Annotated in this window: 11 protein-coding genes; 9 read left to right on the plus strand and 2 right to left on the minus strand. The window is 53.1% G+C overall.

Annotated features, from left to right (window positions below; genetic code table 11):
* Positions 1–123: 123 nt before the first annotated feature.
* The 3 genes from nirD (at position 124) to DYU11_RS09910 (ending at position 2,742) form a co-directional block, all read left to right on the plus strand.
* A complete protein-coding gene (gene nirD, locus DYU11_RS09900; RefSeq protein ID WP_119667528.1) occupies positions 124–477 on the plus strand; it encodes a nitrite reductase small subunit NirD in 354 nt (117 codons plus the stop codon).
* Positions 478–583: 106 nt separating this feature from the next.
* The gene (locus DYU11_RS09905) at positions 584–2,050 is read left to right on the plus strand and encodes an ATP-binding protein (RefSeq protein WP_119667529.1); all 1,467 of its coding nucleotides are present in this window, start codon (positions 584–586) and stop codon (positions 2,048–2,050) included.
* 2 nt (positions 2,051–2,052) lie between these two features.
* Positions 2,053–2,742 (plus strand): response regulator transcription factor, encoded by a 690-nt coding sequence (locus DYU11_RS09910; RefSeq protein ID WP_119667530.1) that lies wholly within the window; start codon positions 2,053–2,055, stop codon positions 2,740–2,742.
* Positions 2,743–2,763: 21 nt separating this feature from the next.
* On the opposite strand, the gene DYU11_RS09915 is transcribed toward DYU11_RS09910, so the two are convergent.
* Positions 2,764–3,702 (minus strand): hypothetical protein, encoded by a 939-nt coding sequence (locus tag DYU11_RS09915; RefSeq protein WP_119667531.1) that lies wholly within the window; start codon positions 3,700–3,702, stop codon positions 2,764–2,766.
* 339 nt (positions 3,703–4,041) lie between these two features.
* On the opposite strand from DYU11_RS09915, the gene DYU11_RS09920 reads away from it, so the two are divergent.
* From DYU11_RS09920 to DYU11_RS09945, 6 genes are all read left to right on the plus strand, one after another.
* The gene (locus DYU11_RS09920) at positions 4,042–6,660 is read left to right on the plus strand and encodes a PAS domain-containing sensor histidine kinase (RefSeq protein WP_119667532.1); all 2,619 of its coding nucleotides are present in this window, start codon (positions 4,042–4,044) and stop codon (positions 6,658–6,660) included.
* 71 nt (positions 6,661–6,731) lie between these two features.
* Positions 6,732–7,121 (plus strand): response regulator transcription factor, encoded by a 390-nt coding sequence (locus DYU11_RS09925; RefSeq protein WP_119667533.1) that lies wholly within the window; start codon positions 6,732–6,734, stop codon positions 7,119–7,121.
* Positions 7,122–7,287: 166 nt separating this feature from the next.
* Positions 7,288–8,244, plus strand: coding sequence for a HEAT repeat domain-containing protein (locus tag DYU11_RS09930; RefSeq protein WP_229365756.1), 957 nt, complete (start codon positions 7,288–7,290; stop codon positions 8,242–8,244).
* A complete protein-coding gene (locus DYU11_RS09935) occupies positions 8,241–9,686 on the plus strand; it encodes a glycosyltransferase family 2 protein (RefSeq protein WP_119667535.1) in 1,446 nt (481 codons plus the stop codon). Before DYU11_RS09930 ends, DYU11_RS09935 begins: the two co-directional genes overlap by 4 nt.
* Before the next feature lie 27 nt (positions 9,687–9,713).
* Entirely contained in the window at positions 9,714–10,967 is a 1,254-nt protein-coding gene (locus DYU11_RS09940; protein ID WP_119667536.1) for a YaiO family outer membrane beta-barrel protein, read from the plus strand.
* Between the two features lie 14 nt (positions 10,968–10,981).
* On the plus strand, positions 10,982–12,148 hold the full coding sequence (locus DYU11_RS09945; RefSeq protein ID WP_119667537.1) for a hypothetical protein: 1,167 nt from the start codon (positions 10,982–10,984) through the stop codon (positions 12,146–12,148).
* A gap of 99 nt (positions 12,149–12,247) precedes the next feature.
* Here DYU11_RS09945 and DYU11_RS09950 read toward each other — a convergent pair whose 3' ends face one another.
* On the minus strand, positions 12,248–14,296 hold the full coding sequence (locus DYU11_RS09950; protein ID WP_119667538.1) for an LTA synthase family protein: 2,049 nt from the start codon (positions 14,294–14,296) through the stop codon (positions 12,248–12,250).
* Positions 14,297–14,550: the final 254 nt, after the last annotated feature.

The raw sequence follows: 14,550 nt of genomic DNA on the forward strand, positions 1-14,550 counted from the left end.
CCGGGCCGCCGGAGCGGGGATCTTCGGGTGAGACTGAGAACCTCCGGCTACAGAAGATCCCCGCTCCGGCGGCCCGGTCGTTCCTCGGGATGACAAAAGCGCACTCAAACACCATAAACCATCATGGAGTCAATCGTAATCGATAAAGAAGAATTGACGTGGCATCTGGCTTGCCACGTAGCGGATGTTCCGGACAACGGCGGGGCCTGTGTCCTGATTGAAGACCGTCAGATTGCCCTCTTTAACTACGCCCGCCGGGGCGAGTGGTACGCCACCGATAATGCCTGTCCGCACCGGCAGCAGACGGCCCTCGCCCGGGGCATGATTGGTAGCCAGGGCGATGAGCCGAAAGTAGCCTGCCCGTTTCACAAAAAGACGTTTTCGTTGGAAACGGGCCACTGCCTGACGGATAGCGAGTACCGAATCAGGACGTACCCAATTCTGGTAGACGATGGATTGGTGTATATTGGTTTGTAGTTTGTGGTTCGTGGTTTGTAGTTCGTGGTTACGGTTCCCCGCCGGGGAACCGTAACCACGAACTACAAACCACGAACCACAAACTACAAACCACAAACCACACAAGATGAACCAGCTTGACCAACAGGTAGCCCGCCGACTTACGCGCTTTTACGTGATTGCGCTAACGTGTATTGCGCTGCTAACGGTCAGCGGGCTGCTGTTCATCAAGCAAACCATCAATAACCTCAACGACGACGGGCGCGTGCTGAACGTAGCGGGTCGGCAACGCATGCTGAGCCAGCGTCTTACAAAGCTCACGGTGCTACAGATTGCCGGAATTCCATCGGCCGACAAAACCTCGTTCGATTCGTTACTGTCGGTCTGGGGCCGAACGCACGTGCAGCTTCGGAACGGCACCCTGTTCATGGAGAAAGACTACGCCGTGCGGAAAAGTGATTCGCTCAATGCCATGTTCCGGCAGCTTGAGTCGTCGTTTCAGGCCATGTACCGGAGCTTTGCCCAGATCAGCAACGCCCGGACGCCTATCGCGCAGAAACAGAGTGCATTACAGGTGATTCTGCGTGAAGAACCGTCGTATCTGCGCCGGATGAATGATATCGTATTTCGGTTCGATGCCGAAAGCTTCGCGCGGGTTAAGTACCTCGAACGGGTTGACTGGCTGCTGGGGGCCGCTACGCTGCTGACGTTGTTTATTGAGGGATTGTTTATCTTTCGTCCGGTAGTGAAGCGAACCCGTACGGTTATCCGTCGACTGGCTGAGTCAGAAGAAGCTTTGCGGCTAGCTAACAACAAACTGGAAGCCACCAACCTGGAACTCGAACGGGCCAATCGAACGCTGGTCGACACCCGGCAGGAACTGTTGCAGACAACGGAGGAGAAGTACCAGCTCCAGCGGGCCGAGGATACCGTTCGGTCGGCGGCTCTGCTGGAGGGTCAGGAAGAAGAACGCCGACGCTTCGCCCGCGAACTCCACGACGGCATCGGGCAGATGCTGACGGGGTTGAAGTTACAGGCAGGTAAGCTGAAAAAAGGCGAGTTTCCGGACGAGAAACAACGGCTGCGGTTTGAGGAGCTTTGCCACACAATTCAGGACATCATCCAGACCACCCGGCAGATTTCGCACAATCTGATGCCCTCGGTTCTGGGTGATTTCGGTCTGGAAGCTACCTTGCAGCTGCTGGCCGAACAAACGACGCAATCGTCGGGCAGTGCGATTACTTTTGAAGGCACGGGCCTTGATGCCCGATTACCGCAACCCGTCGAAATTGGGCTGTATCGTATCGCGCAGGAAGCGCTCAACAACGCGGTCAAATATGCCGATGCGCGAACCATACGCATCCGACTCCAACGGCTGAAGTCCAGCATTACGCTGGTTGTGGAAGACGACGGGAAAGGATTTTCGATCCAAAATGGTGCAACCAAAGCCAGGAACGTATCACCGACCAACGGCCTCGACAACATGCGAACCCGGGCGCGGCTGCTCAACGGCGACCTGACCATCTCGTCGAAACCGAAGAAAGGCACCAAAGTGATGGTCAAACTGATTTTATCCGACACAACGCATAGCTAACCATGCCGATACGACTGCTGATTACCGACGACCATTCCGTAGTGAGAAAAGGCATTCGTACGCTGCTCGAAGACGAAGCTGATATTCAGATTGTTGGCGAGGCCACCGACGGCGACGAGGCCATCGATCTAATTCCTGCCCTTAAACCCGATGTCATGCTGCTGGATATCACCATGCCGCGCATGTCGGGTATTGAGGTAACCAGGGTTGTTGCCCAACGGTACCCTGAGGTCCGGGTACTGATTTTCAGCATGCACAACAACCCCGATTACATTCTGAATGCCGTACAGAGCGGAGCTGCGGGGTATTTGCTCAAGGACACCAGTGAAGACGAAATTTTGCGGGCGGTCCGCGTCGTCGCCACCGGTGATCTGTATTACCCGACCTCCGCGTCGTCGGTCATTATCCGGCATCTGGTCCTGCCCAATGCGTCGCGCCGGAACCGGGAACCAGCAACCGATGAGACCGGCTCGGCCGGCTCCCTGTGGAATAAGCTCACCCCGCGCGAAGAGCAGATTCTGACCTGCCTGACCGAAGGCATGAGCAGCCGTGAAATCGCCGATCGGTTCGACATAAGCCCCAATACGGTCGCCAACCAACGCGCCAGCATCATCCGCAAAGCCGGGGTCAAAAACACCGTCGATCTGGTCCGGCTGGCGCTAAAGGAACGCAAAAATTCCGGGGCAAATTAGCCGGATTGGTACGTAATCAGCTTACTGAAAAAGCGATATATACGTTGGTCGGGCCTGTTTAGCGAATGAATAATCGAAGATTTGATAGCCGATCAGCCGGATGTTATTTTTCCCGGAAAACGTAGCGGCATTGAATTGATTGACGATGTCGGCGTAGGCTTCATCGAAGGAATGATTCTGACCGCTGACACTAAAATAGTTCTGCATAAACTCCGGCTCGGCACTGAACAGGACGATGACATCCAGCACCCGGTTCTGATTCTGAGCGGCCTTGCCAAGCAGCGACAGCCGGCTCTGCATGTAGCCAAACTGCGGATACGGACGGTAGTCGTGTACCAGAATGCGGTCAAGCCAGCGAACCAGTGTCTTTGCCTGTTGTGATTCCTGACCAGTCGGATTCTGGAACCAGCCTATATAAGCCTCAGCCGTTATGGGGGGGGATGCATTCCGGGCTTTGTTGCTCATCGACTGCAGAATGGTACTGTAGCAGGAGAAGTTGCAGGAAGGGCCATTGTTCCACCACTCATTTTCCAGGTTGTATACGTTGAAGCGTTCATTCAGATCCATTCTGGACGCATCATACGTTGCGTTTTGGGTAAAGTTGGCCGACGAACCACGAACGGCGGCTACCTGGCTGATGCCGTAGTTGGTACGTGCTTTCTTGACAAACCAGGCCAGTTCGGTGTAGCGTTCATCGCCCATGACCGTGTTGAGGTCGTACAGGCTGATGGCGTTGATGGAATGGCTCACGCACCAGGTCAGTAACGAATCTTCGCGCTGGCTGTTGCCAAGTATATGCCGAAAGCCATCGACGTACACTCCTCTGTAATCGGCCTGAACATCGGCTGTCATACGCCCCGTTGAATTCAGGTGGGACTCTTCGGGTTGAATTACGTCCAGTTTACAACTGGTCATACCAAATAAAGCAACAATGAAGAGGAACGGTACAGAATGTTTCATGTTTACAAACGCTTACGTGGGTAATAACAGACAGGTAGTGATATATAGTTGTAGCGACACTAAACAGTACAACTAAAAAAACATGTAACAGGGTGCAAAATAAAACAAAGAATAATACAACAAAGGCCTGCTCCGGCAGTATACGCACTAAATTACGGGCAAGCAGTTGCTGGTAAGGCTTCACCTCGTTCAGGCCTACTGTAGAAACGACCGTTCGTTGCTTGTCCGGACTCGTGGAAAACCAATTACTAATTCTACATTTGTCAATGCACAAAGCAATTAATGAACGTATTATTACGTTCTTGCCTGCTTAAAAACTGCACCTTGTCGTGCTAATCGATGGTTGAATCACCTGCGCCGATAAAACGAAAAAGCCGAAACCGTACTGTCCGTATTCTGCTGCTTGTCGGTTTCGGACTGACTATTTTGCTGCTGACCACGCGCCATTACTACGAGACAACGGCGTATAATCAGGTAAATAGCGGCAGTCAGTCGGTGATTCAAACGATTGCGGTGCTGAACAACACCATTGAACTGACGCTCGAACTGAGCTATCCGGCCGATGACCAGCTAACTGACAAAACAGCGCAGGCCATTTACAAAAACAATCGCTCGGCGCGGAACACGGCCGCCATCCGGCCACTGCTTGATTCGCTCGTTGCGCTCAGTCGCCATACCCCTGAACTCTATCCCCTGGCGCGTCGGTTACAGGCGGAAGCAGAAACTATTTTCCAATCGGGACTAAGTAAGCAGGATAACGCCCCCAGGCAGATTCAGCGGCTGGTGCGGTCGCTGCGGACGTTTCGTTTGGCCCTGGCCGACAGCCTGCTCGATGATCAGGAACGCATTCGGGAACAGATTAAAACGGTTCGTCTGCTCGATACGGTTATTGATGGGTTGGTGCTGCTGCTCGCAATGGCCCTGCTGTACGTCTTTTACCGGTATATGCTCCGTCGCGAACGGCTTACCAAGCTGGCCCTAGACCGTCAGAAAGAGTTAACCCAGTACCTGGAGGCTATTCCGGAGGGGGTGGCCGTTCTGAATACCGAGCAGCAGATTATCTACGTGAACCAGGCCGGTCAAAGCCTGTTGAATACGTCGTCGACCGACATTCCTGTTCAGTTTTCTGATTGGGCGGAGCGTTTCCGGCTGTTGCAGGCCGATACAAAAAAGCCGCTGGAAGCAGCTGATCTGCCGTTGAATCAGGCTCTGAACGGCAAAGCCGTTGCGACGGACAATCTGTTGCTGGAAACCGAAGGCGATGTTCGGTTTCTGGCTGCCCACGCCCGGCCGCTGTATAATCGGGAAGGGGATCTTGTGGGCGCGATCTCTATTTTTCGTGACATTACGGAGGCCCGTCAAAAGGGGCAGGAACTGCAACGGGCACGTACCATTGCCGAACAGTCGCTGCGGGAACGCGAGATTTTTCTGGCCAACATCAGCCACGACGTCCGGACACCCCTGAATGCTATTCTGGGATTCAGTGAACTGTTGAGTCACAAGCGGCTGTCGCCCGAAGAACAGGAATACCTGGATGGAATTAAGATGTCGGGCAATAACGTACTGGCGCTCATCAACGAACTGCTCGATATTTCCAGTATTGAATCGGGGCAGTTAACCCTACAGCCCGAACCGATCAATATCGAAGAACTCATTCAGGGCGTTGGGGCCGATCTGGGCGCAAAAGCAACCCAGAAAAAGCTTCGGTATGACGTACAGGTAGATCCGGGCGTTCCGACCGTATTGATGGCTGACCCCATCCGGCTTTCGCAAATTCTGCTGAATCTGGGCAACAATGCGGTGAAGTTTACTAAAGAGGGATTCGTGAAACTCAGCGTGAATGCCGAAGCCTCAGACCGTACCGGGGTTGTCAACGTTGTGTTCCGCATTGCGGATTCGGGCGTCGGAATTCCCGAAAGCGACCTCAACCACATCTTTAACCGGTTTAGTCAGATCGCGTCGGATACGCTGTTCCGATCAGCCGGTACGGGGCTGGGTCTGAACATTGCCAAGAGCCTGGTTACGTTGATGAACGGGACGATCGACGTAGAGAGCCACGTGGGGCAGGGAACCACGTTTACCGCCCGGATTCCGCTCGCCGTGTCAGATCCGGGTGTCGTTCCGGATCGGTCAGTCGCGCCTTCGACAGTAACCAGCCCGTCGGTGCCGGCTCCTGATCCCATGCCGGACCCCTCCGCTATGCGGATTCTGGTTGTTGAGGATAACGAAATGAACCAGAAGGTACTGGATGGGTTCCTGATGCGCTTCGGACTAAAGCCAACCAAAGCCAACAATGGACTCGAAGCCGTGGCAATCCTGAAAGAAAGCGCGTTTGACCTGATCCTGATGGACATTCAGATGCCGGAAATGGACGGCTACACGGCTACGCAGACCATTCGTCAGCGGTTGAAATTAACCACCCCAATCGTGGCCATGACTGCCTACACCATGCCCGGCGAGCGCGAACGCTGTCTGGCAGTAGGTATGAACGAGTATCTGACCAAACCGCTCCGGATCGAGCAAATTGGCGAAGTGATCACCCGATTTGCCCCGACACCTTCCGCGAAGGCAACCCCCGGTAGTCAACCGGCAAACGTGCCTACTGACCACGAACTGGTGAATCTGGCGTATCTGGACGAGATAACTGGCGATGATGCCGAACTGCTGGCTGAGCTGATGGCTTTGTTTGTCAGGGATTTGCCGCAGTATCGACAACACCTGTTTACCGCCATGGAAGAAAACGATCGGTCAACGTTTAACCAGGTTGCTCACAAGTTCCGGTCGTCGCTCAATTCGCTGGCCATGCTCAGCATAGCCAGCCGGCTGAAAGAGCTTGAAGAAGAAACGTTACGGTTTGATAGTGAGACAAATGATAGGCTCGCAGGCTTGTTTCTCGACATTGACCGGAGCCTGGCGATTCTGGAAAAAAAGCTCGAAGGTAATATGACCGACCTTTAATGTAAGTAACGATTTCAGCGCTTTTTGATTAGTCAATGTTTACGAAACCAAAATTTCGTTAACTTTACTAAATGGAAGGCGCACCACGAACCAAATCACAGGTTATTTTAATCGCTGAAGATGAAGCATTGGTCCTCAAAATGCTGTCGTATCGGCTTCAGAAAGAAGGGTACACAATACTCACTGCTTCTGACGGAAAACAGGCGCTGGAATGTCTGCGGGCAAACACACCTGACCTGGTCATCACCGACCTTATGATGCCGTATCATAGTGGTCTGGAAATTCTGGAGTACGTTAAGAAAACAATTAACGCCCGCATACCCGTCATAATGCTTTCGGCGACCGGTCAGGAGCAAACCGTGTTAAAAGCGTTCAGCCTCGGTGCCGATGACTACGCCCTCAAGCCGTTCAGCCCGAACGAAATAGTAAGTCGCGTTCGAAAGCATCTGGCCAGCAAATAGGGTGGACAGGCTGGTGTCAGGAGATCTATTGGTCCAGCGTGATTGGTTTCCTGTGCTTGATACGTACTGGCTGGATGATCTCAGCCCCTTTCAGCTGCTTTTGGGAACGCTCGTTGTTGGATCCATAACAACCGCCCTCATACTCGTCGGCTACATCTTCGTTTTAATGGTTATTCGAAACCGCCGGAAACGTTGGGCGGACACCCTGCAGGCCCGTATTGAGGATGAGATTTCCATCTGGTTAGCCGGCGACTATTCAACCTGGGAGTTAGTGATCAGCTTTCGCGAAGAGCTAAAAAAAGACCCCCGCGCCGGGGGGGTGATTCTTACGGTGATTCTGGCCACCAGTAAATTATTCCGCCAGGAAGGGCAGGCCGCTCTCCGCGAACTGCTCACCAGCCTGAATCTGCACCGAACCTGTTACAGGCTCCTGAAAAGTGGCCATTGGTACGAACAGGCGTATGCTACCCGGATTATCAGTCAGTTGCAGATGGTGCTGGCCCTGCCTTTACTGAAGCGCAAGCTGACCACCCGGAATATGACGCTGCGGCTGGAGTTGATTACGGCGATGGTGTCGCTGGGAGATCAAACCTGGCTGCGCGATGTGGAAAATACCAGCTTTCGACTGTCGGACTGGGAGCAGATTTTACTGCTGGAACGCTTTCGGCGAATGGACATCAGCCAACTGCCGCCGTTTGATGCCTGGTTAACGTCCTCCCATCCCGACTGGATGCTGTTTGGGATTCGGTTGTGCCGTCACTTCAATCGGTTCGATAAGGTCACGGAACTGGGCGGTTTGCTGCGTACCGATAATGAACGTATTCAGATGGCCGTTCTCGACGCGTTTGAGTACCTGGGTTCGCCCGAAACCATACCGTTCCTGATCGACTACATTCGGAAGGCAACGGGCGAACGGTTAATCCGTGCCTTACAGGTGCTGGGCAACCAGGGGGATCCGGATGTGATCGATCTGATTGTAGGGTATACCGACCATACTGATGGCACCGTTCGCTTTACGGCCCTCAAAGCGTTGAAAGAGATTGGTCTGTCGAGGGATGAACTCGCCGGATTAACCACTGAGCCGCGGTACATTGATCATTTGTTTGACCCGAAGCTGTCATGAGTATCTGGGCCGACCTGTTTACGTACCTGTTTCTGTTGTATACGCTGGTGCTGATGCTGATCTATTCGGCTTCAGCCATTGCATCGTATCGGGTAATCAGGCAGCACGTAGCGGAAACGTCGTTTGTCGATTACCGACAGATTCTGACGTCGCCCCTTTCGCCCAAGATTTCCATCATCGCACCGGCCTATAACGAAGCCCTCAACATCGTTGATAACGCCATGTCGTTGCTGGCCCTGGAGTACCCGAATTTTGAAGTAGTTATCGTCAATGATGGGAGTAAAGACGATACGTTGCAGCGGCTGATCGATGCCTACAAGCTGGAGAAAACCGCCCTGATGATCCAGCAACGGGTCGAGTGCAAGGAGATTTTGGGGGTCTACAAAGCACAGGATGAGGCCGTTTCGCACCTGACTGTGGTTGATAAACGGAACGGTGGCAAGTCGGATGCGCTGAATGCCGGTATCAATGTCTGCTCCGGCAGAATGATTGCCTGTATTGACGTCGACTGCGTGCTGGAGCGGGACGCGCTGTTACGTATGATCAAACCGTTTCTGGAAGAAACCGATCAGAAAGTGATTGCAACGGGGGGCGTGATTCGCCTGGCCAATGATTGCGTCGTTAGTGACGGCCGGCTGATTCAGGTCAACGTACCCCGGAACCTGATTGCGCGGGCGCAGGTGCTGGAATACATGCGGGCTTTTCTGCTGAGCCGGGTAGCCTGGGCCAAAGTGAACGGCCTGCTGCTCATTTCGGGGGCGCTTGGCCTGTTTGACAAACAGACCGTCATTGAAGCCGGGGGCTATTCGCATAAAACCGTAGGCGAAGATATGGAACTGGTCATGCGCATGCGCCGGATGATGGAGGAGCGCCGTCAGCCCTATGCTGTGCGGTACATACCCGACCCATTGTGCTGGACAGAAGGCCCCTCGGGCTGGCAGATTCTGGGGCGGCAGCGCAATCGCTGGACGCGTGGCCTGATGGATTGCCTGAAATTTCACCGCAAGGTGTTCTTCAACCCACACTACCGCATCATGGGGCTCGTCAGTTATCCATTCTGGTTTTTCTACGAGTGGCTGGCTCCCATTGTCGAGTCATTAGGACTGATTGCCAGTCTGCTGCTCTGGATTCTCGGGGTTATTAATGCGTCCAGTTTCTGGTTACTGCTGGCTACGGTATATAGCTACGCCGTCTGTCTGTCGTGTTTTGCCATCTGGGTCGACCAGAAAACGTATTTGCAGTACCGTAGTAAACGAGACCTGGGCCGACTGATATTGATGGCCGTTATCGAGCCGTTTTTTTACCATCCGTTTACCGTCTACAGCAGCATTCGGGGGAATATTGATTACCTGCGGGGTAAAAAAGGGTGGGGGAGTATGACACGCCAGGGACTAAGCAAACCCGCTCCCGCCCCTCCGACGACGCCAACCCCAACCAACTAGAAGTGTAATGTATTAACCGACCGTACCGTGAAGATTATCTACCTTATTCTAGTATTCTGCCTGCTGGGTCAGTTCCCTGCCGACGCCCAGACCGATCCTGGCTCCGATGAACTGTTCAGGCAGGCCAGACAGGCTGCGTTTGACAACAAAGATTATCCCCGGGCCATAGCGCTCTGCCAGCAGGCCTTGCAGAAAAGCCCTGATTATGCCGAGATACGTACGTTCATGGGCCGGTTATATACCTGGAGTGATAAACTGCCGGAAGCACGTGAGCAGTTTGCCCTGGTCTTGCAGACGGATTCCACAAATCGGGATGCCCTGAGCGCAGCGGCTGATCTGGAGTTCTGGAACGATCGCCCCGACCAGGCGCTGGTGTATTGCAATACGGCCCTTCGTCATTACCCGACCGATAGCGACCTGCTGCTGAAAAAAGCCCGGGTACTGAACGATCTGAAGTTAACCACAGACGCGTTCGCGGTGGTGAACCAGCTTCTGAAACTTAATCCCGACAACGCCGATGCCCGCGCACTGGCCGACCGGCTGAAATGGGCCGCCAGCAAAAATTCGGTCATCGTCGGTTACGAATACCTGTATTTTGATAAAAATTACAACGACGCGCTGCACGAAAGTCCCTGGCGCATTGCCAGCATCAGCTACAGCCGGTCAACGAAACTGGGGTCCGTTTCGGGCCGAATCAACTACGCGAACCGGTTTGCTACCACCGGATTTCAGGCCGAATTCGATGCGTATCCACGCATTAGTAATACGTTCTATAGTTACGTGAATGTTGGGCTGTCGGGCGATGAACCGGTGTTTCCCCGGTTTCGGGCGGGGTTTTCGCTGTACGCCAATCTCCCCAAAAGCTTCGAAGCTGAGGCCGGTTTCCGGTACCTCAGATTCACCGACGAGACCTGGATTTACACCGTATCGCTGGGGAAGTATTACAAAAACTTCTGGTTCAACTTCCGCACGTACCTGGTGCCGGGCAGCAGCGATATTTCGCAAACCTACATTGGTACGGTGCGGTACTACTACGGGTCGGCCGACGATTTCGTTGCCGTAGCGGGCGGCACAGGGATTTCGCCGGATGAAGCCCGGAACGTACTGCTGGGTCAGGATTTGCGGAAGCTGGGATCGCAGCGGGCCAGCGTTGAATTCCGGAAAAGCGTTCGGCGTCGGTGGGTGCCGTCGGTAGTTGCTTCCTGGTTTGCAGAGGAGCAGAACAGCCGGCCACGCGGCAATCAGTGGGGTATTGACTTTGTACTGCGCTACCGTTTTTAGTTTCTTTTGATTTCATGCGTAAACGTAACCGTACTTACTTCCTGATCGGGCTGGTGGTATTGCTGCCGTTCTGGATGTGGCTGGCCTGGTATCTGATGCCCAAACGCCAGCTGGTAGCCGCCATTGTCGACAAAACGGTGCTTCATCCGGATGGGCAGGAGCATATTTCGCTGACGTGGATTCTGAATCACCAGCGCTTCACCAAAACCAAAACCCAGCCTTATGCGATTGATCAGGATTACTTCGGCTTTTTCCCGCTGGACAATCAGCAGTACCGGCTCAAAGGGCTGGAACGCTTCTCCGATCAGCAGCTCACGCAACTCAGCCAGGACTGTGATCTGGCTTATTATACCGATACGTACGGAATATACCGGCAGGAGTGGTTCCAAAGCCAAACCGCCACCGAGCGATCCGGAATCATCTATGGGGGAATGAGCCGGAAGGACGTTCATTTTTTACGGCAAATGAAGCAGAATCACAAGCTGGTGATTGCCGAATTCAATGACATCAACTCGCCGACCGATCCGGCCGTTCGGAATCAGTTTGAGTCTACTTTCGGGGTGCAGTGGACGGGTTGGATCGGTCGTTTTTTCGATTCGCTGGATACGACGGTGAACCAGGAGTTGCCGCGCTGGCTGGTCAGGAATTACAAACGACAGCATAAGGGGCAGTGGCCGTTCACCAAAGCCGGGATCGTGTACGTATCGGAAAACGACGCGGTGGTTGTGCTGGAAGAAGACATGCACCTGACCAGGAAGCTGCCGCAAATGCTCGCTACGCCGGTTGGTAAATCAAAATTTGGCTTACCCGAACATATGCGCTACACGTATTGGTTTGATGTTCTGAGCTACGATCCCCGGATCAATAACGAGGTAGCATCCTATGAAATCTATCCGACAGACGAAGGTCGGCGGGAGCTCAGGCGCTACGGACTCCCAACCAGATTTCCGGCCATATTGATGCACGACGGGCCCGATTATGCCTTCTATTACTTTGCCGGTGACTTTTGCGACAATCCCGTGAGTATGTCGTCGGCTTATTTTCGGGGTATCGAATGGCTGTCACCGTTTGCGTACATGACCGAAGGCCTTACCGAACGGAAAGGTTTTTTCTGGCGGGTGTATCGCCCCATGATGACCCAAATTCTGGAAGACTATTATCGGCGCATCCGGGCCAACTAAACCACGCAGAAACAACTGACAGGCCGTTCATTACAGAACCGTATTTCGGTACGTGACGTAAGTCGTTACTGGTCGGTCAGTCTATACGTACCTTCGGGGCTACTTATAGCGGGCCAGTACAGAATCAGGAACCAGTTTAGTGTCGGTGAGGAATTTATCGTTCTTTCGCTTGTACTGCTCAAACGTAGCGTTCAGACGGCTCAACTGCCCCGGCTCACTGACCGGCTCAAGATTCATGTTGGGATTGATGCGGTATAGCGTTTTTTGGTTGAGCATATACGGCCCCATCACGAAGTCACTTAATTCTGCCTTGGTCATCTTCAATGGATAGGCGTGTACGTTCTGGAACTGGCGGGTTGTGTCAATACCGATGCCCAGCCAGCTGGCTATGGCCGGTGTTTTGAGTTGGTAGTTCTTCCTAAGAAACGCCAGCAGCGTCGGAGCAATGTCGAAATGAGTCGAGATGGACCGGAACGTAGCCCGGCGCTTCAGTAAGGGCGAGTACACAATGAGCGGTACGTGGTAGCGGTCCAGCTTGGTAGTCATCGGGATTTCGGGCATCCGGTGATCCCCTGTAATCAGGAAAATGGTATTGTTGAAGTCTGGGCGGTTGCGGTACGTATCGAAAAACTGTCGTAACGCATCATCCATGTACAGAATGGACGCAAACTGACCGGTATACTGGCGGTGATCCTGCTTCTGGTCCTCAGTCAGGCCCAGCGTTTCATACCGTTGCTCGGCTTTCTGTAAGTACGCCGTCTGCTCGTTGATCTTGAACGGATCGTGGGTAGATACCGTCAGCAGTACCTGGAGTTTGGGCCGCGTATCGCTCGGGTCGTTGACGGCAAAGTAGTGTCTGAACAGGTCCTTATCGCCATAGCCCCAGGTGAATCCGTTGATACCGGGCATTTTCTGATAGCCGCTGCCAAAGGTTGGTTCATCAAAAATACGGCTTACACCCTGTTTGCGAAGCAGCCCGTTCATGTTGTCGAACTGGGCGCTTCCTCCATAATAAAAGGCCGGTTGATAGCCGTTTTTCCGGAGGATACCCGTCAGCGAAAGGTGATCAGGCATCCGACTCCCCAGATCCGAAAAGCCCTGGGTTGCAAACGGTAGCGAACCGAGAATAGAGGGCAGAACAGCAAAGGTACGTCCGCCTTCGCTCAGGAAGTTTTCCCAGTAAAGGCTACGCTGAGCCAGTGAATCGATAAAAGGGGTAAAGCTGCCGAGGTAGGCATCGGTCCCGGTAAAAGCTCTCCCAAGTCCTTCGACGATAAGAATAACTACGTGAGGTGGGGTGGGCGACTGGTTGAAAAAGGGGCCGAGTACATCCGGGGTGTCGTCAGCATGCAGAAACGGATACTGGTTTTCGGCCAGGTAGCTAATCTGTTGGATCTTACTTTCGGTAGTGGTGCTTTCGCCGTAATCGCCGATGTACGCATCCGCGTAAATGTCTACGCCCTCATCGACAGGGCCGGAAAAATGCGCGATGGTTGCCTGGGCCAGATAAGCAGGTTTATTAACCACCAGGTTGTTAACATATTCGGTCTTAAACACCGGCTCCGACAGCCAGGTGCTGGCATTGAAGACTGTGGCTATAACAACCAACCCGATAAATCCGGCCGACCACCGAACGGTTGGTTGAAGCGGGAAGGATACGAACCGAAAAATGACCAGCACCAGAACAACCAATGCGACTATACCTGCAACGAGACCGGCACTCAGGCCACCGGCGGCACCAACGGTCTGTTGAATCTCTTCTGGTGAATAGCTATACAGGTCGGCTCCCAGCAATACGGATGTTTTACCAAAGTAGACGATCAGTCCCAACTGAATGAGCATCAGCAGGAGGCAAAGCAGTACGTAAACGGTTCGGGCCAGTTTGCCGGATAGAAACGATAGCAGAAAGAAAACGACGAACAGAACGAACGAACTTTGTAGAAAATAAATAACGTCGATCAGCAGCGAAGACGCGACAACTGTCGGCAGCGACTCCGGTATGCCGTGGCTGACGCTGTTATAAATGAGTTCGCCAATCCGGCAAACAACCAGGCAGATAAGCCACCCCACCGATAAACCGGCAAACTGCGAAACGACTGTTAGGCGATCGGAAACCGGTTGTGGACCCGAGGTAACGGTGTACTTCACAAAAAAGCAACGGGTTAAAAAAGAATTCAATTAGTTATGTATTTTAAAATAAAGGTAACAAAAAATGGGTGATTGTTTCAATACGCTTTTGTAGAATGCACATGAATGAAGGGGTGTCCCTAAAAAGTAGCGGTATAAGAAAGCAAAGCGAACGGTAACCGTTCTACAAAAAGGGAAAGTCGAAGCATGACTTGCTCAACAGCCTCAACCAGCGCCGAAAGTTTTGTACCGTCGTTAATTAAAGCGCTGCTGTT

This window comes from Fibrisoma montanum (genome assembly GCF_003583365.1).
GTDB classification, from domain to species: domain Bacteria; phylum Bacteroidota; class Bacteroidia; order Cytophagales; family Spirosomataceae; genus Fibrisoma; species Fibrisoma montanum.

What these genes read in the sequence shown, in the direction of transcription:
- DYU11_RS09925 (WP_119667533.1), top strand. Translation starts at nt 6,732, where the DNA reads ATGGAAGGCGCACCACGAACCAAATCACAGGTTATTTTAATCGCTGAA.
- DYU11_RS09935 (WP_119667535.1), top strand. Translation starts at nt 8,241, where the DNA reads ATGAGTATCTGGGCCGACCTGTTTACGTACCTGTTTCTGTTGTATACG.
- nirD (WP_119667528.1), top strand. Translation starts at nt 124, where the DNA reads ATGGAGTCAATCGTAATCGATAAAGAAGAATTGACGTGGCATCTGGCT.
- DYU11_RS09915 (WP_119667531.1), bottom strand. Translation starts at nt 3,702, where the DNA reads ATGAAACATTCTGTACCGTTCCTCTTCATTGTTGCTTTATTTGGTATG.
- DYU11_RS09920 (WP_119667532.1), top strand. Translation starts at nt 4,042, where the DNA reads ATGGTTGAATCACCTGCGCCGATAAAACGAAAAAGCCGAAACCGTACT.
- DYU11_RS09930 (WP_229365756.1), top strand. Translation starts at nt 7,288, where the DNA reads ATGGTTATTCGAAACCGCCGGAAACGTTGGGCGGACACCCTGCAGGCC.
- DYU11_RS09945 (WP_119667537.1), top strand. Translation starts at nt 10,982, where the DNA reads ATGCGTAAACGTAACCGTACTTACTTCCTGATCGGGCTGGTGGTATTG.
- DYU11_RS09905 (WP_119667529.1), top strand. Translation starts at nt 584, where the DNA reads ATGAACCAGCTTGACCAACAGGTAGCCCGCCGACTTACGCGCTTTTAC.
- DYU11_RS09910 (WP_119667530.1), top strand. Translation starts at nt 2,053, where the DNA reads ATGCCGATACGACTGCTGATTACCGACGACCATTCCGTAGTGAGAAAA.